General features: G+C 73.5%; 27 protein-coding genes. 16 read left to right on the top strand and 11 right to left on the bottom strand.

All coding sequences use genetic code 11. The features are described 5' to 3' along the window. Positions 1 to 111 precede the first annotated feature (111 nt). Positions 112 to 924: an SAM-dependent methyltransferase gene (locus ABD347_RS16155; protein WP_344361619.1), complete on the top strand. Its 813-nt coding sequence runs from the start codon at positions 112 to 114 to the stop codon at positions 922 to 924. A gap of 19 nt (positions 925 to 943) precedes the next feature. Here ABD347_RS16155 and ABD347_RS16150 read toward each other — a convergent pair whose 3' ends face one another. Next, entirely contained in the window at positions 944 to 1,849 is a 906-nt protein-coding gene (locus ABD347_RS16150; protein ID WP_344361617.1) for a helix-turn-helix domain-containing protein, read from the bottom strand. A gap of 83 nt (positions 1,850 to 1,932) precedes the next feature. Next, positions 1,933 to 2,166 carry a DUF397 domain-containing protein gene (locus tag ABD347_RS16145; protein ID WP_344362360.1) on the bottom strand — a complete coding sequence of 78 codons (234 nt, stop codon included), beginning with the start codon at positions 2,164 to 2,166 and terminating at the stop codon, positions 1,933 to 1,935. A gap of 59 nt (positions 2,167 to 2,225) precedes the next feature. On the opposite strand from ABD347_RS16145, the gene ABD347_RS16140 reads away from it, so the two are divergent. Next, on the top strand, positions 2,226 to 2,807 hold the full coding sequence (locus ABD347_RS16140) for an ATP-binding protein (protein WP_344361614.1): 582 nt from the start codon (positions 2,226 to 2,228) through the stop codon (positions 2,805 to 2,807). An 89-nt stretch (positions 2,808 to 2,896) separates the two neighbouring features. Here ABD347_RS16140 and ABD347_RS16135 read toward each other — a convergent pair whose 3' ends face one another. Further along, on the bottom strand, positions 2,897 to 3,286 hold the full coding sequence (locus ABD347_RS16135) for a rodlin (RefSeq protein ID WP_344361611.1): 390 nt from the start codon (positions 3,284 to 3,286) through the stop codon (positions 2,897 to 2,899). 227 nt (positions 3,287 to 3,513) lie between these two features. Between ABD347_RS16135 and ABD347_RS16130 the strand changes: the two genes are divergently transcribed. Further along, complete coding sequence (locus ABD347_RS16130; RefSeq protein WP_344361608.1) at positions 3,514 to 3,804, top strand: hypothetical protein; 291 nt, start codon at positions 3,514 to 3,516, stop codon at positions 3,802 to 3,804. A gap of 9 nt (positions 3,805 to 3,813) precedes the next feature. Here the strand turns inward: ABD347_RS16130 and ABD347_RS16125 are convergent, their stop codons facing one another. Further along, entirely contained in the window at positions 3,814 to 4,509 is a 696-nt protein-coding gene (locus tag ABD347_RS16125; protein ID WP_344361606.1) for a maleylpyruvate isomerase N-terminal domain-containing protein, read from the bottom strand. 109 nt (positions 4,510 to 4,618) lie between these two features. On the opposite strand from ABD347_RS16125, the gene ABD347_RS16120 reads away from it, so the two are divergent. Then, positions 4,619 to 5,107 (top strand): hypothetical protein, encoded by a 489-nt coding sequence (locus tag ABD347_RS16120; protein WP_344361604.1) that lies wholly within the window; start codon positions 4,619 to 4,621, stop codon positions 5,105 to 5,107. Positions 5,108 to 5,182: 75 nt separating this feature from the next. Then, positions 5,183 to 6,196 (top strand): DUF3048 domain-containing protein, encoded by a 1,014-nt coding sequence (locus tag ABD347_RS16115; RefSeq protein WP_486388597.1) that lies wholly within the window; start codon positions 5,183 to 5,185, stop codon positions 6,194 to 6,196. Positions 6,197 to 6,239: 43 nt separating this feature from the next. Here ABD347_RS16115 and ABD347_RS16110 read toward each other — a convergent pair whose 3' ends face one another. Continuing rightward, on the bottom strand, positions 6,240 to 7,100 hold the full coding sequence (locus tag ABD347_RS16110) for an aldo/keto reductase (RefSeq protein ID WP_344361599.1): 861 nt from the start codon (positions 7,098 to 7,100) through the stop codon (positions 6,240 to 6,242). An 86-nt stretch (positions 7,101 to 7,186) separates the two neighbouring features. Continuing rightward, positions 7,187 to 8,077: a LysR family transcriptional regulator gene (locus tag ABD347_RS16105; protein WP_344361596.1), complete on the bottom strand. Its 891-nt coding sequence runs from the start codon at positions 8,075 to 8,077 to the stop codon at positions 7,187 to 7,189. Between the two features lie 84 nt (positions 8,078 to 8,161). Between ABD347_RS16105 and ABD347_RS16100 the strand changes: the two genes are divergently transcribed. Then, complete coding sequence (locus ABD347_RS16100) at positions 8,162 to 9,409, top strand: RCC1 domain-containing protein (protein WP_486388596.1); 1,248 nt, start codon at positions 8,162 to 8,164, stop codon at positions 9,407 to 9,409. A 140-nt stretch (positions 9,410 to 9,549) separates the two neighbouring features. On the opposite strand, the gene ABD347_RS16095 is transcribed toward ABD347_RS16100, so the two are convergent. Then, on the bottom strand, positions 9,550 to 9,945 hold the full coding sequence (locus ABD347_RS16095; RefSeq protein ID WP_344361592.1) for a helix-turn-helix domain-containing protein: 396 nt from the start codon (positions 9,943 to 9,945) through the stop codon (positions 9,550 to 9,552). A 119-nt stretch (positions 9,946 to 10,064) separates the two neighbouring features. Here ABD347_RS16095 and ABD347_RS16090 point away from each other — a divergent pair, with 119 nt between their 5' ends. Continuing rightward, a complete protein-coding gene (locus ABD347_RS16090) occupies positions 10,065 to 10,436 on the top strand; it encodes a glyoxalase superfamily protein (RefSeq protein ID WP_344362358.1) in 372 nt (123 codons plus the stop codon). A 149-nt stretch (positions 10,437 to 10,585) separates the two neighbouring features. Continuing rightward, a complete protein-coding gene (locus tag ABD347_RS16085; RefSeq protein WP_344361590.1) occupies positions 10,586 to 11,761 on the top strand; it encodes a MalY/PatB family protein in 1,176 nt (391 codons plus the stop codon). A gap of 1 nt (position 11,762) precedes the next feature. Here the strand turns inward: ABD347_RS16085 and ABD347_RS16080 are convergent, their stop codons facing one another. The 3 genes from ABD347_RS16080 to ABD347_RS16070 all read right to left on the bottom strand — a co-directional run bounded on the left by ABD347_RS16080 (position 11,763) and on the right by ABD347_RS16070 (position 14,888). Continuing rightward, positions 11,763 to 13,706, bottom strand: a complete 1,944-nt coding sequence (locus tag ABD347_RS16080; RefSeq protein WP_344361588.1) for a transglycosylase domain-containing protein — start codon at positions 13,704 to 13,706, stop codon at positions 11,763 to 11,765. 109 nt (positions 13,707 to 13,815) lie between these two features. Next, positions 13,816 to 14,067, bottom strand: a complete 252-nt coding sequence (locus tag ABD347_RS16075; protein WP_344361586.1) for a hypothetical protein — start codon at positions 14,065 to 14,067, stop codon at positions 13,816 to 13,818. Between the two features lie 143 nt (positions 14,068 to 14,210). Beyond that, complete coding sequence (locus tag ABD347_RS16070; RefSeq protein WP_344361584.1) at positions 14,211 to 14,888, bottom strand: formylglycine-generating enzyme family protein; 678 nt, start codon at positions 14,886 to 14,888, stop codon at positions 14,211 to 14,213. A 516-nt stretch (positions 14,889 to 15,404) separates the two neighbouring features. On the opposite strand from ABD347_RS16070, the gene ABD347_RS16065 reads away from it, so the two are divergent. After that, positions 15,405 to 15,875, top strand: a complete 471-nt coding sequence (locus ABD347_RS16065; protein ID WP_344361581.1) for a hypothetical protein — start codon at positions 15,405 to 15,407, stop codon at positions 15,873 to 15,875. 262 nt (positions 15,876 to 16,137) lie between these two features. Here ABD347_RS16065 and ABD347_RS16060 read toward each other — a convergent pair whose 3' ends face one another. Beyond that, complete coding sequence (locus ABD347_RS16060; protein WP_344361578.1) at positions 16,138 to 16,602, bottom strand: SRPBCC family protein; 465 nt, start codon at positions 16,600 to 16,602, stop codon at positions 16,138 to 16,140. Between the two features lie 478 nt (positions 16,603 to 17,080). On the opposite strand from ABD347_RS16060, the gene ABD347_RS16055 reads away from it, so the two are divergent. The 7 genes from ABD347_RS16055 to ABD347_RS16025 all read left to right on the top strand — a co-directional run bounded on the left by ABD347_RS16055 (position 17,081) and on the right by ABD347_RS16025 (position 22,131). Then, entirely contained in the window at positions 17,081 to 18,232 is a 1,152-nt protein-coding gene (locus tag ABD347_RS16055) for a sensor histidine kinase (RefSeq protein WP_344361576.1), read from the top strand. Continuing rightward, entirely contained in the window at positions 18,229 to 18,897 is a 669-nt protein-coding gene (locus ABD347_RS16050; RefSeq protein ID WP_344361573.1) for a response regulator, read from the top strand. The genes ABD347_RS16055 and ABD347_RS16050 overlap by 4 nt, the downstream gene beginning before the upstream one ends. A 158-nt stretch (positions 18,898 to 19,055) precedes the next feature. Continuing rightward, positions 19,056 to 20,345 carry a S1 family peptidase gene (locus ABD347_RS16045; RefSeq protein WP_344361570.1) on the top strand — a complete coding sequence of 430 codons (1,290 nt, stop codon included), beginning with the start codon at positions 19,056 to 19,058 and terminating at the stop codon, positions 20,343 to 20,345. A 103-nt stretch (positions 20,346 to 20,448) separates the two neighbouring features. Next, positions 20,449 to 20,856 carry a hypothetical protein gene (locus ABD347_RS16040; RefSeq protein ID WP_344361568.1) on the top strand — a complete coding sequence of 136 codons (408 nt, stop codon included), beginning with the start codon at positions 20,449 to 20,451 and terminating at the stop codon, positions 20,854 to 20,856. A gap of 99 nt (positions 20,857 to 20,955) precedes the next feature. Then, entirely contained in the window at positions 20,956 to 21,441 is a 486-nt protein-coding gene (locus tag ABD347_RS16035; protein WP_344361567.1) for a flavin reductase family protein, read from the top strand. A gap of 76 nt (positions 21,442 to 21,517) precedes the next feature. After that, the gene (locus ABD347_RS16030) at positions 21,518 to 21,757 is read left to right on the top strand and encodes a hypothetical protein (protein ID WP_344361565.1); all 240 of its coding nucleotides are present in this window, start codon (positions 21,518 to 21,520) and stop codon (positions 21,755 to 21,757) included. Next, on the top strand, positions 21,757 to 22,131 hold the full coding sequence (locus ABD347_RS16025; protein WP_344361563.1) for a toxin Doc: 375 nt from the start codon (positions 21,757 to 21,759) through the stop codon (positions 22,129 to 22,131). The genes ABD347_RS16030 and ABD347_RS16025 overlap by 1 nt, the downstream gene beginning before the upstream one ends. The last annotated feature ends 50 nt before the right edge of the window (positions 22,132 to 22,181 follow it).

The following is a 22,181-nucleotide window of genomic DNA, read 5'->3' as shown; positions in this document are numbered from 1 at the left end:
GCGTCCCTCCTGACCGCTCTTACGGTCATTCTTCGTACCGGCGGGCCGACTCTCCCTAGCATGTGCCTCTCGTACGACCGATCTGACGGCACCCGAGCGGATGAGGACTGGATGGTACGCGAGTTGTGGAGCCCCGCCGAAATTGACACGACCGTGCCCAGCGTGGCGCGCATGTACGACTTCTTCCTGGGCGGCAGCGACAACTACGAGTCCGACCGCGAGGCGTGCGAGCTCCTGCTGAAGCAGGTGCCCAGCACCAAGGCGCTCGCGGTGAACAACCGGCACTTCCTGCGACGGGTCGTGCGGGTGCTCGCCAGGGAGTACGGAATTCGCCAATTCATCGACCACGGATCGGGCCTGCCCACCCAGGACAACGTCCACCAGGTCGCCCAGGCCGTCGACCCCGCCTCCAGCGTCGTCTACGTCGACAACGACCCCATCGTGCTGGCGCACGGCCGCGCCCTCCTGGACGAGAACGACCGGACCGCGGTCATCCAGGCCGACATGCGTGACACCGACGGCATCTTCGGCCACGAGGAGACCCGGCGGCTCATCGACTTCAGCCGGCCGGTCGCGGCGCTGTTCGTGTCGGTGCTGCACTGCATCCCGGACGAGGACGACCCGGGCGCGCTGGTCCGCCGGGTCGCCGAACACCTGGTACCGGGAAGCTTCCTCGTCGTGTGCCAGCTGGTCAGCGACCGTCCGGAGATCCGTACCTTCGTCACCGACTTCATGGCGGAGGCCACCGACGGCCACTGGGGCCGGGTGCGCGAGGAGCACGAGGTCGCCGGGTTCCTCGACGGCCTGGAGATTCTCGAACCGGGCCTGGTGGAGGTGTCGACATGGCGCCCCGACAACGACCTCGCCCCCACCCAGCAGACCGACGAGTGGGTGGAGTGGGGCGGCGTCGCGCGGATCGTGTGACCCGGGTCGGCGCCGCCCGTCAGGAGTAGCGCCGGATCCGTTCCTCCAGCAGCACCAGTGATTCCTTCGGCGTGAGAGCGCAGGCCCCCAGCCGGTCGAGCATGTCGCGGTACTGCTCGACCGACTGGGGTTTCTGGCTGAAGGTGCTGTCCGTCAGGTGCTCGATGTAGATCGCGTCCTTGAGGTCGCCGAGCGCGAACCGCAGATAGGTCACGCCCGTACCCACGCCCACGGACGCGGTGACGTCCAAAGGTGCCACCTGCACGGTGACGTGGGGACGCCGCATCATCGCGGCGAGGTGCTCCAGCTGCTCCCGCATCACCCGGGGGCCGCCGACCGTGCGCATCAGTACCGACTCGTCGATCACGGCCCACAGCCGGGGCGCGTCCGGCTGGTCGAGCTGCCGTTGCCGTTCCTGCCGCAGGTCCACCCGGCGCCGGACGTCGTGGGGGAGGAGCCGGGCGGGGCCCGACTCGATCACCGCACGCGCGTACGCGGGAGTCTGCAGCAGGCCCGGCACGTAGAACGGCTCGTAGGTGCGTATGATCGCGGCCGCTCCCTCCAGGGCGACCAGTGGTGTGAAGAAGTCCGACAGGACGTCGCTGAAGGAACGCCACCAGTCGGACTGGCGCGACTGGGTGACCAACCGCTGGAACTCCGTGACCAGTTCCTCGTCCTCCACGCCGTACAGCCGCAACAGGGCTTCGGCGTCAGCGGGTTTGCATCCGTGGCGGCCCAGCTCGATCCGGCTGGTCTTCGACCGTGAGAAGCCGAGGCGGTCGTCGACGTCCGCCGGGTCGAGCCCGGCGCTCACGCGTAGTTCGCGCAACTTGCCGCCCAGGATCAGCTTCAGGGCGGTCGGGTTGTTCTCGACCGCTCCCAGGGGCCGGACGAACAACGACGGGCTCCGTTCCGTTGCAGCCATCTTGCGCTCCTGCTCTGTGAGGACATGACAGTATCCAGCACGGGGCGCGGTGAGCCAGAGCGCGAGCCGATCCGGTGGCCGGTTCAGTCCAGTACGGAGTCGAAATCGCCGTCCCGGGCGCCCGCGACGAACGCGGCTATCTCGTCGCGGGTGTAGATCAGCGCCGGCCCGTGGGGATCACGGGAGTTGCGCACGGCGACCCGGTCACCCGGGAGCGCCGCCAGCTCGACGCAGTTCCCCGTGGCGTTGCTCCGCTTGCTCTTGGTCCAGGCGACGGACCCCAGGGCTCCGGCCCTCATGCCGTTGAAGAACTCCACGCTCACCAACCCCTCCCGTTTCGTTCAGGCGTTCCAGCCATCCTTGACTGCAATCTCAGATGCAATTGCATTTTGTGCGCAGAGCCGACGATACTCGTTCCAGATCGCCTGCCGCACCGTCGAACACCGAAGTCTGCAGGGGGACATGCCCAGTGACGGCTCACACGTCGGCCTTATCGCGTACGGACGCCGCGCTGCCGCGCGACGAGAGTCTTGGTGCCTTCGCGGCCTGCGGGCTCGGGGGGTGCCCGAGGAGCGCGGGTCAGGCGCGGCGGTTCGTCAGGACCACGCTGACCTCATGGGCGCTGCCGTCCCTCGTGCCGGACATGACGCTGGTCGTCAGTGAACTCGTGACCAACGCGGTCCAGCACGGACTGGCCCCGTCGTCGTCACCGCCTTCGGAGAACCCGGTCTGGCTGGGGCTCTTCCGCTATCCCGGCACCGTGGTGTGCGCCGTCTCCGACCCGAGTTCCGATCCGCCGCGACCGCGCGCCGCGCGGGACACCGCGGGGAACGGCCGGGGTCTCGCCCTCGTCGGCGCGCTCAGTGAGTCCTGGTCCTGGGACCCGGCCCCCTTGTGGGGCAAGACCGTCTGGGCGTCCTTCGCCCTGCCCGGCGGCCTCGCCCGCCCCCCTGCCTGACCCTCCGTGCCGCCCGCCCCTCGGTCCGCCCTCTCGTCACGGCCGGCCCGCACGGCGCCCGGGGCGGCGTGCGGGCCGGAGGGCTCGCGTCAGTTCTGGACGGCGGCCGAGAGGTTCTCGGAGAGGACGTCCTCGAGGATGTGCGACAGGGCGCTGTCACCCTTGACCGCCGTGGAGTTCTCGGCGCACTGCTGGTTCTGCGTGTCGTTCAGCAGGTCCTGGACACCGATGTTGATCAGCAGGATGTTCTGGACGTCACCCTGGACCGGCAGGCCGACGCACAGCTTGTTCAGCGAGCCCTGGACGAGCCCGACCTGCGGGCTCATGTGGCCGCCGGTCACGGTGTTGCCGTACGACTGGGTGGCGAAGTTGCCGTTCTGCGTGTCGACTCCGCGGTCGCCCACGGCGGCCGCCATCGGCGCGGACACACCGAGGACGGCGGCGGCGACACCGGCGGTGGCCAGAACCTTCTTGATCATGTTCGTCCTTCATCGTCGTGACACCGGGTTCCCGGGCTCCTTTGCGTAACAGGCGGCTCCGTGGTGCGTAACGGCCCCGCCCGCGGCGGGCGGACAGTTCACCCTTTCGCCGCAGGGCCGGACGGCGGTGTCGCCGACGGCCGGGGCGCGCGGTGGAGGATGCCGGCCGGGGACGCGTTCGGGGCAAGCAGGAATGACAGCGTGCCCGAACGGTCACACATGGGTGCATGAACCATTCCGAAGCGGACCTGCGGGTCGTCGAACGGCTGGTACCGGCATGGCTGGAGGAGGCGGCGCGACATGACGCGCGAGCCGCCAGGGAGGCACGGGAGGAGTGGCGGCGGGGCAGCCTGTCCGCCGAGTCCGCCCGGGAGCTGGCCGACTGGGTGACGGCGCGGGTCACCGACACCGGTTTCAACGAGGACGAGGGCCCCGCGCCCGACGGGCCCGTACGCATCAGCGTCGCCGACAAGACGGCCGTCCACCACTGGCTCGCCGCACAGGGGCACGACGTATGACGGACGCCGTCACCCGAGGAGGGGCAGGCGGTCCGCGTCCCGCCCGAGGGCGGTGCGTTCGGCCGGGGTGAGCGCGGCCCGGCCGGTGGCCGCGCGGGCGTAGTGCGCGTCGTCCCACGGCAGCGGTACGGGGCGGCCCAGGAGACCGTCCAGAGTGCGGCGGACCTCGGCGAGCCCCTCGGGGGAGGGGCCGGGCAGGCCGGTCAACGACCCGCCCAGGTCCAGGTGGTGGATCGTCGCCTCCACCGCGAGCGTGCGCAACAGGTCACCCGCGCTCAGGACGTGCCCCTGGGTGGCCACGGACAGGCCCGGATCGGTGTGGTCGGCGGCGTGCACGACGGCCGTCGCCGTCTCCAGGTACAGCTCGCGCAACTCCCCGAAGTGCGGGTACGTCCCGGCCACCGTCCGTGCGAACCGGCGCTCGTGGGCGGCGCGTTCCCCGCCCGCGGCGTCCTGCTGCCGCCAGTCGGTCCAGTAGTCGACGGCGTCCCGGTCGGGTGCGGCGTCCGTGGGCGTGTGGAGTGCGTTGAGGGCGCGCTGCGCGTCGGTCAGGCAGTGGAACACCAGGTCGCGCGCCGCCCACCCGGTACAACCGGTCGGCGCCCATGACGCTTCGTCGTCGATCTTCCGGACGGCGGCCATGAAGGCCCCGTACGCCGCGCGCGTGAGGCGGCTCGGGCTCGTGAAGTCGTCGGTGGGAGTCATGACGCCAGTGTGCGGCAGGGGCGTGCCCCGGCACCCGGCGTCGGCTTGGTGTGTACCTGACGCTAGAGTGCGTGCCTGATCCAGTGGCGTACGGAGGAGGGGGCGGCGCATGAGTGCGCAACTGCGCGAGGCGGCGGGTGAGTTGGCGGCCATGCTGTGGCGGGAGCACACCGTCTACCGCGAACGGTCCGGAGGTGTGGTCATCCGGGGCGAGCATGTGGAGCGCTGGATCAGCCTCGCCCCCGCCGGAGGCAGGGACGAGATACTCCTGCGCGCGGGCCGCATCCTGGACGGCGGGACGACCGCCCCGGCCCGCTCCGAGGCCGTCATGCCGCTCACCGCGGGCACGGCGGAGCTCGCCACCGCCTGCCGGCGCCTGCTCGCCGAGACGGCCGCCGAAGCCGCCGCCGACGGGCCCTCCACCGGCGGAGCCCCCGCCGGCGCCGCGCGGAAGGCGGCGAGGGTGAGGCCCCGGGGCCGCAAGCCCCGCCGCTCCGGGCCCAAGGCACGGCACACCGGCCTCGGCTCCTGGATCGTCCTGCTCTGCCTCGCGGGCGTGGTCGCCTACCACCTGTGGAGCATCCGGGCGGCGCCCTGAGGCGAGCCCGCTCCTGCGCTGTTCCGGTACCGCTTTTCGTGGTGCACTTGAGGCAGACAGGCAGGAACGGGACCGATGGGTGCGAAACGCAGATCGGGTCGGGCCGGTGCGGCCGTCGCCGCCACGGTGTCCGCGGTGATGACCGCCGGTCTCTACGCGTGCTCCGGGACCGGTCCCGCCCCCGAGCCCACGCCCCAGCGGCCGCCCGGCACGTCCGTCCCACCGAACCCGCCCGGACAGGGCGTCTCGCCCTTCACGGGACGTCCGGCCGAACCCTCCCCGGTCCTCGCCGTCAAGATCGACAACGTCCGCCCGGCGCGGCCCCACACCGGCCTGGGCGCGGCGGACATCGTCTACGTCGAGCAGGTCGAGGCGGGCCAGACCAGGCTCCTCGCGGTCTACTCGTCGCGGCTGCCCGCCACGGTGGGGCCGGTGCGCAGCGCCCGCGAAGCGGACCTGGAGCTGCTGCGCCAGTTCGGCCGTCCCGCCCTCGCCTACTCCGGCGAGCAGTCCGCGCTCCGGCCCCTGATCGACGCCGCCCCGCTGTTCCCCCTGACCCCGGGCGACGCCCCCCGCGCGTACTTCCGCGGCGAGCAACGCCCGGCCCCGCACAACCTGTACGTCCGGCCCGAACGTGCCCTGTCCGCCGTCCCGAAGGCCGACAAGGCGAAGGACATCGGCTTCCGCTTCGGCGCCGCACCCCCGGGCGGCAGACAGGTGAACGAGCACACGGTGCGCTACCCGGCCGCACGGTTCACCTTCACCTGGTCCGACACCGGCAAGCGGTGGCTGGTCACCATGGACGGGACACCCGCCCGCACCACCGACGGCTCGCGGGCGGCGGCGGCCACGGTCGTCGTCCAGGACGTGGACGTCCGCCCCTCGAAGTTCCGCGACCGGGGAGGCAACGTCACCCCGTACACCGAGACGGTGGGATCCGGCACCGCGGTCGTCCTGCGGGACGGCCGGCGCCACGACGCACGGTGGAGCCGTCCCGCGGCGGACGCCGTCACCACCTTCACCACCCCCGCCGGACAGCCCCTCACCTTCGCCCCCGGACAGGTCTGGGTCGTGCTCAAGGGCCGATGACGGCTGCCGTCGGCGGCCGGGGCCGGGGGCCGGGGCCGCCGGCTCACCCGGTCGCGGCCAGACGCGCCAGCTGCGCCGGCGTCAGTGTCAGCCCCGCGGCCATGGCACAGTCCCGTACGTTCCCGGGGCGACGGGCGCCCGGGATCGGGACCACACAAGGAGACAGGGCCAGCATCCACGCCAGGCACACCCGCTGGGGGCTCACCCCCAGCTCGGCGGCCACCTCGTGGAACGCGCGGTGCCGCGCCCCCAGCGCACCCGCCTCACCCATGCCGCCGAGCGGACTCCAGGGCAGGAACGCCAGCCCGAGCCGCTCGCACAGCTCCAGCTCCGGCAGGCTGCCGCGGAAGGAGGGGGAGAACTGGTTCTGTACGGCGACGAGCCGCTCGCCCAGGATGGCGTGGGCGAGCCGGATCTGGTCGGGGCCGGCGTTCGAGACACCCACCGCCCTCACCTTCCCGGCGTCGCACAGCTCCTTGAGGGCGCCGACGGACTCCGCGTACGGCACGTCCGGGTCCGGGCGGTGGTACTGGTAAAGCCCGATCGCCTCCACGCCCAGCCGCCGCAGCGACGCGTCGGCGGCCCGGCGCAGATGCTCGGGCGAGCCGTCGAGCGCCCAGGAGCCGTCCGGGCGGGTGTGACCACCCTTGGTGGCGACCAGGACGTCCCCGGTGTCGCCCCCGTACGCCGCCAGCGCCGTCGCGATCAGCGTCTCGTTGTGGCCGGGATCGCCGGCGTCCAGGTGGTAGGCGTCGGCCGTGTCGATCAGGTTGATCCCGGCGTCCAGCACCGTATGGAGAGTGGCGATCGCCCGCCGCTCGTCGGGCCGTCCCCGGACGGAGAGCGGCATGGCGCCGAAGCCGATCGCGCTCACCTCCACGCTTCCGATTCGGCGGGCCGGCATGGCGGGGTGTGTTCCTGTCACTGTCACCGCTCCAGCCTCCGTTCCGGGCGCCCGCACCGTCCAACACCGGTTGGTGATGGCAGCCATCAGCCGGACCGATCGCCCCCGCAGGGCAGCGACGACAGCAGCGCCCGGACCGCCGCCGACGGGCGGGCGGGCGACGGCCACGCCACGGACACCTCCCACACGACCTCCGTGGCCGGAGCCAGCCACCGCAGACCGCCCGCCTGCTCCTTGTCCGCCACCGAGCGCGGCACGAACGCCACTCCCACCCCGCGGCCCACGGCTTCCAGGAGCTTGTGCACGTCGTCCAGCTGCATGGCGATGGCGCGCCGGACGCCCGCGGCCCCGAACGCGGCGTCGGCCACCCGGCGCGACCCCCAGTGCGGGCCCAGGTCCACGAACACCTCCTCCGCCAGCTCCGCGAGGTCCACCGCCTCCGCCCGCCCCGCCAACCGGTGGCCGGGCGCGCACAACAGCACCATGGGCTCCCGCGCCAGCGCCCGCAGCCGCGACCCCGCGGTCCCGCCCGGACCGGCGACGAAGGCCACGTCCAGGCGGCCCTGCCGCAACCGCTCCAGCAGTACGGCCGACCCCGCCTGCTCGACGTGGACGTCGACCGAGGAGTGCCGCGCCCCGAACTCCACAAGCGCGCCGAACGGGTCGGCCGCGCCCATGCACTGCTCGGTCCCCACCCGCAGCGTCCCGCCGACCACGCCCCGTACCGCCGCGACCGCCTCACGCGCCGCCGCCGCGCTGTCCAGCGTGCGCCGCGCCTCCCGCAGCAGTGCCCGGCCGGCCTCGGTCGGCTCCACGCCACGCGCCGTACGGACGAACAGCTCGGCCCCCAGCTCCCGCTCCAGGGCGCGCACCGATGCCGACAGCCCCGACTGCGCCAGGTGCAGCCGGGCGGCGGCCCGGGTCACATTGCCCTCCTCGGCCACGGCGACGAAGTGTTCCAGATGCCGAAGCTCCACGTCAGGCAGTCTAAGGAGGTACCCCGCCGGACCTGCCGTCTGCCTCCGTGCGCCCCCACGTGGGGGTGATCCACGGCGCTCGGGGTGCGTTCCGGTGCGCAGCGTGGAACGGCTTCGGCGGGGGCGCCGAACGGGTGCCCCGCGAGGAAGCCGGCGACCGGGAGTGAGCATCGCATGAGCATCGGATCCGACGGCCGTGCCGTTCTGGTGTGGGGCGTCAACCACTGCGGACAGCTCGGTGACGGGACACGCGGCGAACGGGCCGTGCCGGTGGCCCTGGACGGCATCGGGCACGACGTCGTCTCCGTCGCGGCCGGCTCCCACCACACCCTGGCCCTCACCCGCGACGGGACCGTCCTGGCCTGGGGTGCCAACCACTACGGCCAGCTCGGCGACGGCACGCGGGAGGACCGCCACCGGCCGGTGGCCGTCCGGGAACTGACCGGCGTCACCGCGCTCGCGGCGGGCGGCGGCCACAGCGTGGCCCTGCTGTCCGACGGCACGGTACGGGCGTGGGGCGCCAACGACTGGGGACAGATCGGCAGCGGCACCCGGCACGACCACCACGTCCCCGTCCCCGTGACCGGTCTGCACGACGTCGTGGCGGTCGCGGCGGGCGGCGGCCACAACCTCGCCCTGCTGGCCGACGGCACCGTCCGGACCTGGGGCTCCAACAACCGGGGGCAGCTCGGCGACGGCAGCAAAAACGAACGCCGCACCCCGGTGGCCGTCCGCGATCTCGGGGACGTCACGGCCGTGTCCGGCGGCGGCTACTTCAGCGTGGCCCTGCTGTCCGACGGCACGGTACGGGCCTGGGGCACCAACCACTGGTGCCAGCTCGGCGACGGCACCAACGAGGAGCGCCGCACCCCCGTCGCCGTCCGGAACCTCGCCGGAGTGACGTCCCTCGACGCCGGATGGCACCACAGCCTGGCCGTCATCAAGGACGGCACCGTACGCGCGTGGGGCAACAACCACTGCGGGCAGTTGGGCCTCGACCCGGAGCACGACCCCGCCGGACCGGTCGTCGTCCCCCACGTACGGCACGCGGACCGCGTGACGGCCGGGTACCGGCACAACGTGGCCGTGCTCGACCAGGGGCGGGCGGACGGACCGCGGCAGTGCGTCACCTGGGGGCTGGCCCCCGACGACCGGTCACCGGACGGGCCCCGGCCGGCCGGCCTCGACCTGTCCGGTGGCCGCCGCGAGCACCGCGTCCGCTCCCTCGCCGCGGGATGGGCGCACACCGTGGCCCTCGTCGAGCGGTGTGCCGTACGGGAGGGTACGGACCCCGCCGCACCGGTGCCGCCTCCGGACGGCCACCGTCCCTGACCGGAGCCGGCGGCACCCGGTACCCACCGGGCGCACCCGGTGGCACCCGGCACCCACCGGGCGTACCCGGCGGTGGGTGCCAGGCGTACCGGAGCACCGGGCGTACCCCGGAGCACCGGGTGTACCGGCGGCGCCGGTGGCTAGGCCGCCAGACCGAACCGGGCCTGCCGGGCGCCCGTCCGCCGCACCCGCGCCGTCCCCACCGGCCGGAGTGCGGTCTCGCTCACCGCGGAACCGCCGTCGACGCGGGCGGCGACCCGCCCCGTCACCGGCCGGGTCCGTGCCGGACGGGCCAGATCGGCGTGCGCGAGGGCGAGCAGATCGGCCAGCCCGAGCCCGAGGGCGTGGGCGGCGGCCGCCAGGACTTCCGACGAAGCCTCCTTGCGGCCGCGTTCCAGCTCGGAGAGGTACGGGACGGAGATCTTGGCCGCCTCGGCGACGTCCTTGAGCGTGCGTTCCTGGGCGAGGCGCTCACGGCGCAGGACGCCACCGACGACGTGCCGCCACAGGGGCTCCGCGGGTATGTGGTTGGTCACCCGTACAGACTAGGAGCATCGGCCCCGGTACGGCCCGCCGCGGAGCCCAACGGCGTTCCGCTCTCGGGGGAATCGGTCGAACGGCGCACCTCTGCGACGATGACCGCATGGACATGGACATGGATGAGGCCGTCATCCCGGTCCTCCGCGTCGAGAACGCCGCCGTGGCGGTCGCCTGGTACGAGCGGCTGGGCTTCACGCCGCGATGGGAGCACCGCTTCGCCCCGGGCTTCCCCGCCTTCGTCGAAGTCGCCCGCGGCGGCGTGCGGTTGTTCCTGTCGGAACACCTCGGCGACGCCCGCCCGGACACACTGGTCTACCTCCGGGTGCACGACGTCGACGCCCTCGCGGCGGAGTTCGGCGAACGGCCGGCACACCAGCCGTGGGCGCGCGGGATCGAGCTGCGCGACCCGGACGGCAACCGCGTCCGCGTGGGCACGCCGGCCGAAACGACCCCGGCGCACGGCTCCGGCGGGGAGACGCGGAGGTGACGCGACGGCCGGGACCCGGGCCGCCGTCCGGCACGGAACAGCACGCCATGGCTGCGGACGGTTTCGCGTGTTCCTGACCCTCCGGCCCCCGGGCACGCGGCGGAAAGACACCCCGCGGATCCGCACCCCGCCGCCTAGAATCGCCCGGCATGGAGCAGACACCGCACGGCTCGCCCGACGACCCGAACCCGCTCCGGCGGCTCTCCCTGGAACAACTGCGCCGCCGCACCAGCATCAAGTGGCGTGAGTACCCCGACGATGTGCTGCCCCTGTGGGTGGCCGAGATGGACGTGCCGCTGGCAGAGCCCGTGGCACGGGCGGTCACCGAAGCGGTCGCCATCGGCGACACCGGTTACCCCGCCGGCACGGGCTACGCCGAGGCGCTGGCGTCGTTCGCGAGCGGACGCTGGGGCTGGGACACGCTCGCCGTGGAGCGGACCCGGCTCGTGCCCGACGTGATGCTCGGCATCGTGGAGGTGCTCAAGCTCCTCACCGGCCCCGGGGACGCGGTCGTGGTCAACTGCCCGGTCTACAACCCGTTCTACCTCTTCGTCGAGCACATGGACCGCCGGGTCGTGGAAGCACCGCTCGACGAGCGGTCCCGGATCGACCTGACCGTACTGGAGGACGCGTTCCGGCGGGCCGTACGAGGCGGCCGCCGCGCGGCGTACCTGCTGTGCAGCCCGCACAACCCGACCGGAACCGTGCACACCGCCGACGAACTGGCCGCCGTGGCGGCCCTCGCCGACCGCCATGGCGTACGCGTCGTGGTGGACGAGATCCACGCCCCCGTCGTGTCCCGCTCGGCGCGTTTCGTGCCCTACCTGAGCGTGCCGGGCGCCGACCGCGGCTTCTCCGTGATGTCCGCGTCCAAGGCCTGGAACCTCGCCGGGCTCAAGGCCGCGCTCGCTGTGGCCGGACCGGCCGCCGCCGACGACCTGGCGCGGATGCCGCCCGAGGTCGGCCACGGCCCCAGCCACCTGGGTGCCATCGCCCACACGGCCGCCTTCCGGGACGGCGGTGACTGGCTCGACGCCCTGCTGGACGGGCTCGACGACAACCGGCGGCTCCTGGACGAGCTCCTGGCCAAGTACCTGCCGGGCGTGCGCCACCGGCCCGGCGAGGGCACGTACCTGGCGTGGCTGGACTGCCGGGCCCTCGGTCTGGGCGACGACCCGGCCGCCGCCTTCCTCGAGCGCGGCCGGGTGGCGCTGCACTCCGGTCCGCCCTTCGGCACCGGCGGCGCCGGGCACGCCCGTCTCAACCTCGCCACCTCGCCCGAGGTGCTCACGGAAGCGGTCCGGCGCATGGCCGGCGCCCTGTGAGCTAGTCGGTGCCGCGTGAGGCGGGAGTGCCGGTCATGTACGACGACCACACCCGCAGAGGCAGGAAGTCGGCGGCCCGGTCCGACTCGCTCCCGCCCACGCCGTTCAGGGGCAGCAGACCGCCCGTACCGGGCCGGCTGCGGAACACCGTGACCGCGGTGGACAGCCGGCCGGTGTACCCGACGAACCAGGACGCGGGGACCCGGTCCTCGGCACCGGTCCGGCCGGCGGTGACCGGGGGCAGGGCACGGATGGCGTCCGGCGCCATGACGTCCACCGCCACGTCCCGCAGCGCCTCCGACACCTCACGGGCCACCCTCTCGTCCATCACCCGCCGGGCGGCGGGCCGCTCCAGCCCCTCCACCGGCGTGCCGAGGTGGCTGACCGCGGTGACGGAGTACGGGTCGGTCCGCCGCCCGCCGGCGGCGAACGTGGCGTACGCACCGGCCATCCTGATGGCGCTCGGCGTCGACGTGCCGACGGAGAAGGAGGGCTCCAGCGGCGCCATGCTGAGCGGCAACAGGCCCGAGCCGACGGCGAGGTCCCGTACCTTCTCCAGCCCCACCGCCTCGCCCAGCCGGCTGTAGAGGCGGCTGTCGCCCCGCACCAGCGCCCGCCGCAGCGCGGAGGGCGCGTCGGCGGCGGGACCGGCGCCGTGCTCCAGGGCCGCGGCCAGGACGAACGGCGTGAAGGCCGAACCCACCGGCACACCGGCCGTGTCGGCGTTGTTGGTGAAGTGCTCGGTCGCGTCCGGACCTCCGTACAACGCCAGCACCGCGCCGTCGCCCGGCCGGACCGATGCCGCGCCGATCTCCACGTCCCGGTCGGCGATCCGGCGGGCCGGGTCGAGCGAGGTCTGCCGCACTTCCTCCACCGTGGTCCGCAGCCGTTCCACCTCCCGCTCGTCGAAGGTGGTGCGGATCCGGTAGCCCCCGCGTCCGAGCTGCTCGGTCGTCAGGCCCGTGCGGTTCTTGATGTACTTGTCCGCCACGTCGACCAGGTAGCCGATCTGGCCGGACATGCTGGTGGAGACCGACTCCGGCCGGGGCTCGGGGAAGGCGGTGTACTTCGCCCGCTCGCCCTTGGACATGTAGCCGAGCTCCACCTGCCGGTCCAGGACGTAGCCCCACCGTTCGACGGCACGGCGGTGGTGGGCCGGGCTCAGCGAAGGGTCGTACAGCTCCCCGCCCTTGAGCAGCGCGGCCAGCAGGGCGCTGCGGGAGGGGTCGAGGTCCTTGGCGTCCATGCCGTAGTACGCCACCGCCGCGGCCTGCACCCCGTAGGCGTTCCGGCCGAACCAACTGGTGTTGAGGTACCCCTGGAGGATCTCCTGCTTGGACAGCGACCTCGACAGCTTGACCGAGAGGCACAGCTCGCGCAGCTTGCGGTCGAGGGTCTGTTCCGGCGTGAGGTACGTGTTCTTGACGTACTGCTGGGTGATGGTGGAGCCGCTCTGCACCTCCTGGCCGCGTGCCATGTTGACCACGGCTCTCGCCAGTCCACGCACCGAGAACCCGGGGTCGCTGTAGAACGTGGCGTTCTCGGTGGCGATGACGGCGTTCTGCAGGGACGGTGGAATGTCGGAGAGGGGGACGTTCTGCCGGTTGACCGGCCCGACGCTCACCATCTGCGTGCCGTCCGCCCAGTAGTACACATTGGCCTCGGCCCGTGCGTCGGCGTTCACGTCCGCGACCCGCACCGTGGAGTACACGTACCCCACCAGCGCGGCGACCACGGCGGAGCCGGACAGTGCGACGGCGAGGACCTGGCGCCATGACGGAACCCACCGGAGAACTCCCCGCCGGCCGGGGCGCGGGTAGTCGACGCGGAACCGCAACCGGCGGCCCCTGCCGGGCAGCCGGTCGCCGGGCGGCCGTTCCTCCGGCAGCGGGCTCCCCGCCGGTCCGTGCGCGACCCGCGCCTTCCGCCCCCAGCGACGCAGCACGGCTCATCGCCCCCTTTCCGTACGGATGACTTGCTCGTCCCCTACTACGGGACGTGGCGGCCACCCGTTCAGGGGGCGCGGGGGAGCGGCGCGCTCCCCGGCGGGTCTGTCAGCCGCCGATGGGCAGGCCCGACGGGAGGCCGCCGAGCAGGGCTCCGCCGACCGGCAGGGGGGACGCCTGGTGGCCCTGGGTGTCCGGGGACGTGCTGAGCGGCCCCGTGCTGTTGAGGTCCGTGACGACGGGGGCGCCGACGGACGCGGGCGGCTGCTCGTCGGCCATCGCGGGGGCGGCGGCGGCGACGCTCGCGCCCGCGATCGAGGCGGCGACGGCGATCAGACGGGTGCGGGGGTGACGGGACAAGGCGTGCTCCTGTCGTACGAGGGGGAATGCGGCCGGAATTCTGCGGCCGGAATGTGCAACGAACCGGACCGGCCGACGACACGGCCCGCTCCCACCGGGCCCGCCCGCGCGGCGGCGACGCGGCGCCCGAGGGACGACGCCGCCTAGAGGGAACGGGCGACGCGGAACCCCACGTCGTCGATGCGCAGGGTCGGATGGCTGCGGCGCCGTACCGAGGCGCGGCAGCTCCAGCGCTCGTCGAACCACCCGCCACCGCGCAGTACCCGGTAGGTGCCGTAGACCTCGGGGTCGTAGAGGTCCCAGCACCACTCCCACACATTGCCCAGCATGTCGTACAGCCCCCACGAGTTGGGCCGCCTGCCACCCACCTCGCGCATCCGCTCCAGCGAGTTGCCGCGGTGCCAGGCGATCTCGTCGAGCTCCCCGTACCGCGCGCCGGTCGTGCCGGCACGGCAGGCGTGTTCCCACTCGGCCTCGGTGGGGAGCCGGTACCCGTCCGACGACGCGTCCCACTCGACCTCGACCTCGACCTCGTCGTCGCCGCGGACGCGGTACGCGGGCCTCAACCCCTCCTGCTCGGAGAGGGTGTTGCAGAAGCGGACGGCGTCCCACCACGAGACGCTCTCGACCGGCAGCCGGTCGCCGTGCGCGCTGCTCGGCCGCCGCCCGGTGATCTGTGCGTACCGCGCCTGGGTGACCGGACGGGCCGCGAGCCGGTAGGGCTCCAGCTCGACCGGCCACTTCCGCCCCGTCCGCCGGTCCGACAGCGTCACCCGCCCCTCCGGGACGGGCACCGTCTCGTTCTCCCCGTACACGTCCATGATCCGGTGATGTTACCGGCGTGTGCCGCCGGCGGGCCCATGGCACCGCGTACCGCTTCGCCGGCACCACTCCGGTCCCGGCGACCGTCTGCCGCGGCTCCGGAGGCCGAGCGCCTCCGGCTCCGTGCCCGGCCGGTGACGGGCCCCTGGCCGCGACGGCCCCTGGCCGCGATGGGCCCCGCCGCGACGGGCCTTTGGGTATGGGGGCGCCGTCCGGCCGGCTCGATGGACGGGAGCGGGGTTCGTGGTCGAGGCACGCGCACGGTCGGCGAGGGCGGCGCCGTCCGTCGTGCCGTGGAGGCCGTTTTCCGCGCGGTCACCGGAGCGCCGGCCGGCCCAAGGGGGAGCGGCGCCGTCATCGCCCGGCACCGTGAACCGTTCGCCGCCTGCCGCACCGACTACGGCCTGGACCGGCGCGCTCCGTCGGCCACGAGCGCATTGACCGGCTCCGGAGGCCGCCGTAGGGTGCGTATCACCCATCACGTCGATCGCTCGCCAGGTGTTCCCATGGTCGTCATGGCCCTCGCATCACGTGCCCGCCGCCGGGCAGCCGCCTTCGCGGGCTCAGCGCTGCTGGCCACGGGCCTCGCGTTCACGATGTCCGCCTGCGGTTCAGGTGCCCCTCCGGCGGGCGAGCCGGTGACCGCACCCGCCGCCCGGCCCGCCGCCGTCTCCCTGGAACTCTCCGGCGCCTCGCTCGCGCGGGCGGTGGAGGGCCAGGCCACGGCGCAGGTCGCGGCGGCGCGGCAGGCCCAGGCACCCGATCCTCGCCCGAACGTGTGCACCACGCACCCGGCCGACCGGGCGGCCTGCCGGAACCCGGGCGGCACGATCGACCCCCAGGGGGGCGACACGGACGGTGACGGCGTCTTCGAGCCGCACGAGCCGGTCGGCCCCGGCTACCGCGACCCGCGCGCGTACGACGGTGGCAAGACATCCGGCGAGACGCAGTGCGAGTGGCTCCGCTCCCAGGGCGCGGCCTGCTGACCCCGCGGCGGCCTGCGACCTGCTGAGCCAGTCGCCACCACCGAGCGGGGGCTCCCGGCCCCCGGGGCGTCACCGTGTCGCCCCACCAGGAGGCCACCGGTACGCCGAAACGCCGGGCACCCGCGGACTCCGGCGCCGCCGGGCGCGGCCCCGGCCCCCACGCCCCCCGCCCCGGCTCAGGCCGACACCGGCGCCGGTCGGCACGGTGCGGCGAGGTGTCGCCGTACCGGCCGGCCGGCGGCGGCGTCGGTCCGTGCGGGCGTCAGCGGTCGCCCGGCTTGATCCGGCCGCGCCAGCCGCCGGACTCGCCGCCCTGGCCTTCGATGAAGTCCTTGAACCGCCGCATGTCGCCCTTCACGCGCCGGTCGATCGTCCCGGTGAGGTCGGCGGCCTTCTCCGCGACGCCGCTGGTCTCGACGTCCATCACCAGCTCCACGCGCGTGTGCGTGTCGTCCAGGCGCTGGAAGCTGACCACACCCTTCTGCTGGGTGTCGCCGCTGATGGTCCTCCACGCGATGCGCTCGTCGGGCAGCTGGTCGACGATCTCGGTGTCGAACTCGCGCTGCACTCCGCCGATCTTGGTCTTCCAGTGGTTGTGGCGGTCATCGACCTGGATGACCTCCTCCACGCCCTCCATGAACTGCGGGAACTCCTCGAACAGCGTCCACTGGTTGTACGCGGTGTGGACGGGGACCTCGACCTCGACGGATTCCTTCACCTTGCTCATTCGGCGCCTCCTTGTTCCCGGTCTGCGGCGCGGCGGTACCCGCCGCGCACGTCGGCCGGTGGTGCGGGTACCCGTCCACGCGGATCCATGCGTACGGGATCGACGAGATCCTCCTGCGACGGTGTTCCGCCCATCTCGGGGGAAGGGGGCGGGGTACCGCCGCCGCCCCGGCTGAGCGGCCCCGGACTAGCTTGAACGGTGCCTTCCCGCCCATGGCTCTCGCGCCGGGCCTGCGCTCGCTCCCGCCGCCGCGCCGTCGCCCCCGACGCGCGGCAGCGTCTCGGCCCGCGTGCCGTCACACCGTGCCGTCCCACCGTGGAGCCCGCCCCCCTCGTGACGGCGGCCCGGCAGCCGCGCCAGTCCCACAACCGGACACGACGTCCCCCGCCGCCCCCGGGGGCAGGCCGCACGCCCCCAACTACCGCACTACAGCGCCTGGTTGAAGTGGTTCCTCCTCCGTCGGGGTTACGCTGCGGCGATGCGGATCCGTCCCCCTGCCGCCGACCTCCTGATCACGGCGGCGCTCACCGGCGTGGCCGTACTGCTCGGCCAGGAAGCGGCGAGCCAGGGATGGCCCCCACTCGACCTCGCGGGCCACCTGCTGGTGGGTCTGGTCAACCTGCCGGTCGTGGTGCGCGGCAGGGCGCCCGTCGCCGTCTGTCTCTTCGTCCTGGCGATGTGGACCGTGTACGTGACCGCCGGCTACTGGCCCGTGGTCAACTCCTTCGCCCCCATGCTCACCCTCTACACGGTCGCCTCCCTGCGGCCGCCGCGCACGGCCGCCGGATGCGCCGTGCTGATGAGCACCGTCTGGATCTACGCGGGTCTCATCAGCGACCGCGCCGCCATGCCGTCCGTCGTCGGCCAGGCCATGGGCTTCTCCCTCGTCCTGGTCCGCTTCGGTCATGTGGCCCGCCGCTCCGCCGAACTGGCCCGCCGGCTGCGCGCCGAGCAGGAGGAGCGGGCCCGGCACGAGGTCGCCGAGGAGCGCGCTCGGATCGCCCGGGAACTCCACGACGTGGTCGCCCACCACATCTCGGTGATATCCGTCCAGGCGGGTCTGGCCCGTTTCGTCTTCGACTCCGACCCCGGCACGGCCCGCACCGCGCTCGGGACCATCGCCGGCACCAGCGCGGAGGCCCTGGAGGAGCTGCGGCGCGTCCTGCGGGTGCTCCGCGCCGACGATGACGGCGGCCAGGCCGCGCCCATGCCGGGCATCGCCCGCCTGGAGGAGATGGCCGAACGCGTACGGGCCGGGGGCGTCCCCGTCCGCCTGCGCGTCGACGGTACGCCGCGCCCGCTGCCGCCCGGTGTCGACCTGTGCGCGTACCGCGTGGTCCAGGAGGCCCTGACCAACGTGCTGAAGCACGCGCCCGGTTCGACCGCGCTCGTGGAGGTCCACTACCGGCCGCGGCACGTGACGGTCTCGGTCACGGACGACGGCGATGGGGCGGTTCAGGACAGAGTGAGGACGGGCGGCGGGCACGGCTTGATCGGGATGCGCGAGCGGGCCAAGCTGTACGGGGGGACGGTCAGCATCGGCCCGCGGAGCGAGGGGGGATTCGCCGTCAGGGTGATCCTGCCGACCTCCACGCGGGCCGCACGGCAGGGGGACGGCACGTCGGAATGACCAGGGTGCTCGTGGTCGACGACCAGTTCCTCATCCGGGCAGGCCTGGTGGGGTTGCTGCGGGCCGCGCCCGGGACCGAGGTCGTGGGTGAGGCCGGTGACGGCGAGGAGGCCGTCGCGCTCGTCGCCGAGACCCGCCCCGACGTGGTGCTGATGGACATCCGGATGCCCGGGATGGGCGGTGTCGCGGCCACGGAGAAGATCCTCGCCGAGGCGCCGGTCCCGGCCCCCGGAGTGCTGGTGCTGACCACCTTCGACCTGGACGAGTACGTGTACGGGGCGCTGCGCGCGGGCGCCTCGGGCTTCCTGCTCAAGGACGCGGGACCCGAGCGGCTGCTCGCGGCGGTCGCCGCGGTGGGTGGCGGCGACGCGCTCTTCGCCCCCAGCGTCACCAGGCGGCTGGTCGAGGCGTACGCGCGGCGGTCCGGCACCGCCGCCGCGCAACCGCCCCCGGATCTCGACCTGCTGACCGGCCGGGAGACCGAGGTGCTGCGGCTGACGGCGCGTGGCCTCGGCAACCAGGAGATCGCCGGCGAACTCTTCATCAGCGAGGCCACGGTCAAGACGCACCTGAACCGCGCCATGCACAAGCTGGGCCTCGGCAGCCGCGCGCAGGCCGTCGTGGTGGCCTACGAGACGGGCCTGGTGACACCGGGCTGCGGCTGACCCCGATGAACCGAACGGCGCGGCGGCACGTATGGGAGGGCGACCTTCTCCTCTCGCACCGGTACGGCATTGGGGGCCATGGATGAAGCACGGGCGGCGCACCCTCCGGCGGGCCATCAGGCTGGCGGCTGTAAGGCGGGTTGCTCTGCGGCGGGCTGATGGTGTCGAGCGCGGTGGCGGGTGAGCCGACGCCGAGTGGCCGCATACCCGCCGACACCGCCCCGCCCGCCCGAGCAGCGGCGGAACTCGTCGACCGGCTGGGCACCGCGCGTACCGCCGGAAGCTGGATCGGGGCGGACGGCCGCCCGGTCGTCGCCGTGACCGACGACGCCACGGCCGCCGAGGTCCGGCGGGCGGGAGCACGGGCCGTGGTGAAGCGGCACAGCGCCGAGGACCTCCGAGCGGCCACCGAGACCCTGGCACGGGCCCCCAGGGTGCCCGGCACCGCCTGGGCGGTGGACTACGCCTCCAACCAGGTCACGGTGTACGCGGACCGCACCGTGTCCGCCGGCGACTGGTCACGTATGTCCGACGTGGCGCACCGGGCGGGTGACTTCGTCCGCACGCAGCGGACCGATGGCGCCTTCACCACCCGGGTGGACGGAGCGGCCCCGATCTTCAACGGAACCGGCCGCTGTTCCGTGGGCTTCAACGTCACGGACGGGCGGGACAACTTCCTTCTGACGGCCGGGCATTGCGGACCGGTCGGCACGCCCTGGTTCCGGGGCACCCAGGACGGCGGACGGCTCGGGACCACGGTCGCCCGCAGCTTCCCGGGCAAGGACTTCTCCCTCGTCCGGTACGACGACCGGGGGGCCTTCGACGGAACCAACGCCGTCGACATCGGCCAGGGCCGGAGCGTTCCGGTGATCGGCGCTGCCGACCCGGTCGTCGGCCAGGAGGTCTTCCGCAGCGGGAGCACCACAGGGCTCCGTTCGGGCAGGGTGACCGCGTTGAACGCCACGGTGAACTACCGCGAGGGCACGGTCTCCGGCCTGATCGCGACGACCGTGTGCGCCGAGCCGGGGGACAGCGGAGGCCCGCTCCTCGCAGAGGGTCTCGCCCTGGGCGTGACCTCGGGCGGCAACGGCGACTGCACGGAGGGCGGCATGACGTTCTTCCAGCCCGTGACTTCCGCTCTGACGGCACTGGGCGTACGGATCATCGACGGGCGCCCGGCGGCCGACCGGAACACCGCCGTCGCCCCGTCCGCGCCCCCGTCGGCACCTCCGTCCCCCGCCGGTGCCGTGCCGCCCGCCCAGGCCGTCGCACCGCCGGGCGGCACGGGACAGCGGTCGGTCGCCGGCATCGCCGGGACGCGCCGGCTCGTTCCCGGCCTGGGAATCATCGGCGTGAGCCTGCTCGCCCTGCTCGCCGTCGGCCGGCTCCTCACCGAGCGCGCCGACCGCGGACACCTCCGCGCGCACTACTCCCAGCACTGGGGTTGACGCTGGATGGATTATCCGGTTCGTGTCGAATAATCCGGTTATCGGTCCACGTGCTTAAGGTGAGCCCGCTGAAGCCACCCCCCTACGCTTGGGAGACATAGCAATGGGTCAGTTCGCACGTACCTGGGGCGCCGCGATCTCCGCCGCCGCGCTGATCGCCGGCTCGGTCGGAACGGCCGTGGCGGTCACGTCCCCGGCCTCCGCGCCGAAGAAGCCGGCGGTCGGTGCCGCGCCCACGACCGCGTCGGCCAACGCCACCGTGAAGAGCGTGAGAGCCTGGCAGCAGTTCCGCGTCCGGGGCGTCGTCAAGAGCCTCCGGCCGGGCAGCAGGGTCACCCTGCAGCAGAAGCAGCACGGCCGCTGGGTGACGCTCCCCGCGTCGATGAACACCACGTCCCGCTCGACCTACAGCATGCGCGTCGTGCTCGGGATGAAGGGCCACAACAAGCTGCGCCTCGTCGACAGCCGCAAGCGGGTCGTCTCGCCCGTCATCAACGTCCACGTGCGCTGACGCAGGCCGCCCCACCGAGGGGCCGAACCGGCTTCCGGGCTCGCCGCCGCCCCGGCACCGCGAGCCCGGCCCGGCGGGAACGCGCGCTAGTGTCGTCCCATGGCCCAACTCGACGCGTTCAGCGCCCTGCTGGATTATCCGATGTACGTCGTGACGGCCGAGACCGGCGGAGAACGGGCCGGCTGTCTCGTCGGTTTCGCCTCGCAGTGCTCGATCCGGCCGCCCCGCTTCGCCGTGTGGCTGTCCACCGCCAACCGCACCTTCCGCGTGGCGAGGGGAGCGACTCATCTGGCCGTCCACCTCCTCCACCGGGAACAGGGCGAAGTGGCCCGGCTGTTCGGTGGCGAGACGGGCGACGAGATCGACAAGTTCGAGCGGATCACGTGGCGGCCAGGGCCCGGCGGGGCTCCCGTCCTGCCCGGCACCTGCGCCTGGTTCGTCGGCCGCGTACACAGCCGCATCGACGGCGGGGACCATGTGGCCTTCCTCCTGGACCCCGTCGAGGCGTCCCCGCCCGCGCCCGGGCGGCCTCCGCTCGTCATGTTCAGCGATGTCGCCGGCCTCTCGCCGGGGCATCCGGCCTGACGCGTCCCGGGGCCCGTCCCACGCCGCCGCCGCCTCGCCCTGGCCGGTCCGGTACCTACTAGGTACCATCACGGGTATGCCGTCCTTGAACATCACCTTCACCGACGAGGAGCTGGCGGAGGTCCGCGCCGCGGCGGCCGCCGAAGGCAAATCGCTCAAGCAGTACGTCCACGACCTCCCCCTCCGTGAACGGCAGCGACGCCAGTTCGTCCGTTACGCCGTCTCCTGGGGTGAGGCCCACCGCGCCGAGTTCGACGACGCCTTCCCCGACGAGGTCCCCCGGGCCGAGGAGCGGCGGGGAGGCGCGGCCGCCTGATGGTGTTCTACATCGACGTGCCCTGGCTCCTGGACGTGCAGGAGCAGGCCGTGCCGGAAGACGTGTCCGTGGCGGACTACTCCGCCCTCGTCGCCGCCGTCGCCCGGCACAAGACCCGCATCCCGCGCCCCACGACCGCCGAACCCGACCCGGCCTGGCGCGCCGCCGCCCTCCTCCACACCCTCGTACGCCTCCAGCCCCTGCCGCACCGCAACTCCCTGTACGCCTGTCAGGTGACGGTCGCCTATATGCACGCCTCCGGTGAGGGCATCGACGCCCCTTACGGAGCGCTGGTGGAGCTGGTCCGCGACATCCAGGCGGCGAAAGCGACGGTCTACCAGGCGGCGGACCGGATCCGGGGCTGGCGCATCTGACGCGCCGACGGGGCCGGGGCGTCCGCGTGGCGGGTGGCGGATCGCGCCGC

The sequence above is a fragment of the Streptomyces gobitricini genome (assembly GCF_039532985.1).
GTDB classification, from domain to species: Bacteria; Actinomycetota; Actinomycetes; order Streptomycetales; family Streptomycetaceae; genus Streptomyces; species Streptomyces gobitricini.
The sequence above is the reverse complement of the archived record's forward strand: the minus strand, read 5'-3'. Positions and strand labels throughout refer to the sequence as shown.

Excerpts from the sequence above, each read along its gene's own strand:
- ABD347_RS16045 (WP_344361570.1), top strand. The coding sequence starts at position 19,056 with ATGGTGTCGAGCGCGGTGGCGGGTGAGCCGACGCCGAGTGGCCGCATA.
- ABD347_RS16065 (WP_344361581.1), top strand. The coding sequence starts at position 15,405 with ATGGCCCTCGCATCACGTGCCCGCCGCCGGGCAGCCGCCTTCGCGGGC.
- ABD347_RS16110 (WP_344361599.1), bottom strand. The coding sequence starts at position 7,100 with ATGCCGGCCCGCCGAATCGGAAGCGTGGAGGTGAGCGCGATCGGCTTC.
- ABD347_RS16040 (WP_344361568.1), top strand. The coding sequence starts at position 20,449 with ATGGGTCAGTTCGCACGTACCTGGGGCGCCGCGATCTCCGCCGCCGCG.
- ABD347_RS16120 (WP_344361604.1), top strand. The coding sequence starts at position 4,619 with ATGAGTGCGCAACTGCGCGAGGCGGCGGGTGAGTTGGCGGCCATGCTG.
- ABD347_RS16135 (WP_344361611.1), bottom strand. The coding sequence starts at position 3,286 with ATGATCAAGAAGGTTCTGGCCACCGCCGGTGTCGCCGCCGCCGTCCTC.
- ABD347_RS16030 (WP_344361565.1), top strand. The coding sequence starts at position 21,518 with ATGCCGTCCTTGAACATCACCTTCACCGACGAGGAGCTGGCGGAGGTC.
- ABD347_RS16070 (WP_344361584.1), bottom strand. The coding sequence starts at position 14,888 with ATGGACGTGTACGGGGAGAACGAGACGGTGCCCGTCCCGGAGGGGCGG.
- ABD347_RS16085 (WP_344361590.1), top strand. The coding sequence starts at position 10,586 with ATGGAGCAGACACCGCACGGCTCGCCCGACGACCCGAACCCGCTCCGG.
- ABD347_RS16155 (WP_344361619.1), top strand. The coding sequence starts at position 112 with ATGGTACGCGAGTTGTGGAGCCCCGCCGAAATTGACACGACCGTGCCC.
- ABD347_RS16140 (WP_344361614.1), top strand. The coding sequence starts at position 2,226 with ATGCAATTGCATTTTGTGCGCAGAGCCGACGATACTCGTTCCAGATCG.
- ABD347_RS16050 (WP_344361573.1), top strand. The coding sequence starts at position 18,229 with ATGACCAGGGTGCTCGTGGTCGACGACCAGTTCCTCATCCGGGCAGGC.
- ABD347_RS16125 (WP_344361606.1), bottom strand. The coding sequence starts at position 4,509 with ATGACTCCCACCGACGACTTCACGAGCCCGAGCCGCCTCACGCGCGCG.
- ABD347_RS16055 (WP_344361576.1), top strand. The coding sequence starts at position 17,081 with ATGCGGATCCGTCCCCCTGCCGCCGACCTCCTGATCACGGCGGCGCTC.
- ABD347_RS16035 (WP_344361567.1), top strand. The coding sequence starts at position 20,956 with ATGGCCCAACTCGACGCGTTCAGCGCCCTGCTGGATTATCCGATGTAC.
- ABD347_RS16150 (WP_344361617.1), bottom strand. The coding sequence starts at position 1,849 with ATGGCTGCAACGGAACGGAGCCCGTCGTTGTTCGTCCGGCCCCTGGGA.
- ABD347_RS16115 (WP_486388597.1), top strand. The coding sequence starts at position 5,183 with ATGGGTGCGAAACGCAGATCGGGTCGGGCCGGTGCGGCCGTCGCCGCC.
- ABD347_RS16025 (WP_344361563.1), top strand. The coding sequence starts at position 21,757 with ATGGTGTTCTACATCGACGTGCCCTGGCTCCTGGACGTGCAGGAGCAG.
- ABD347_RS16090 (WP_344362358.1), top strand. The coding sequence starts at position 10,065 with ATGGATGAGGCCGTCATCCCGGTCCTCCGCGTCGAGAACGCCGCCGTG.
- ABD347_RS16130 (WP_344361608.1), top strand. The coding sequence starts at position 3,514 with ATGAACCATTCCGAAGCGGACCTGCGGGTCGTCGAACGGCTGGTACCG.
- ABD347_RS16060 (WP_344361578.1), bottom strand. The coding sequence starts at position 16,602 with ATGAGCAAGGTGAAGGAATCCGTCGAGGTCGAGGTCCCCGTCCACACC.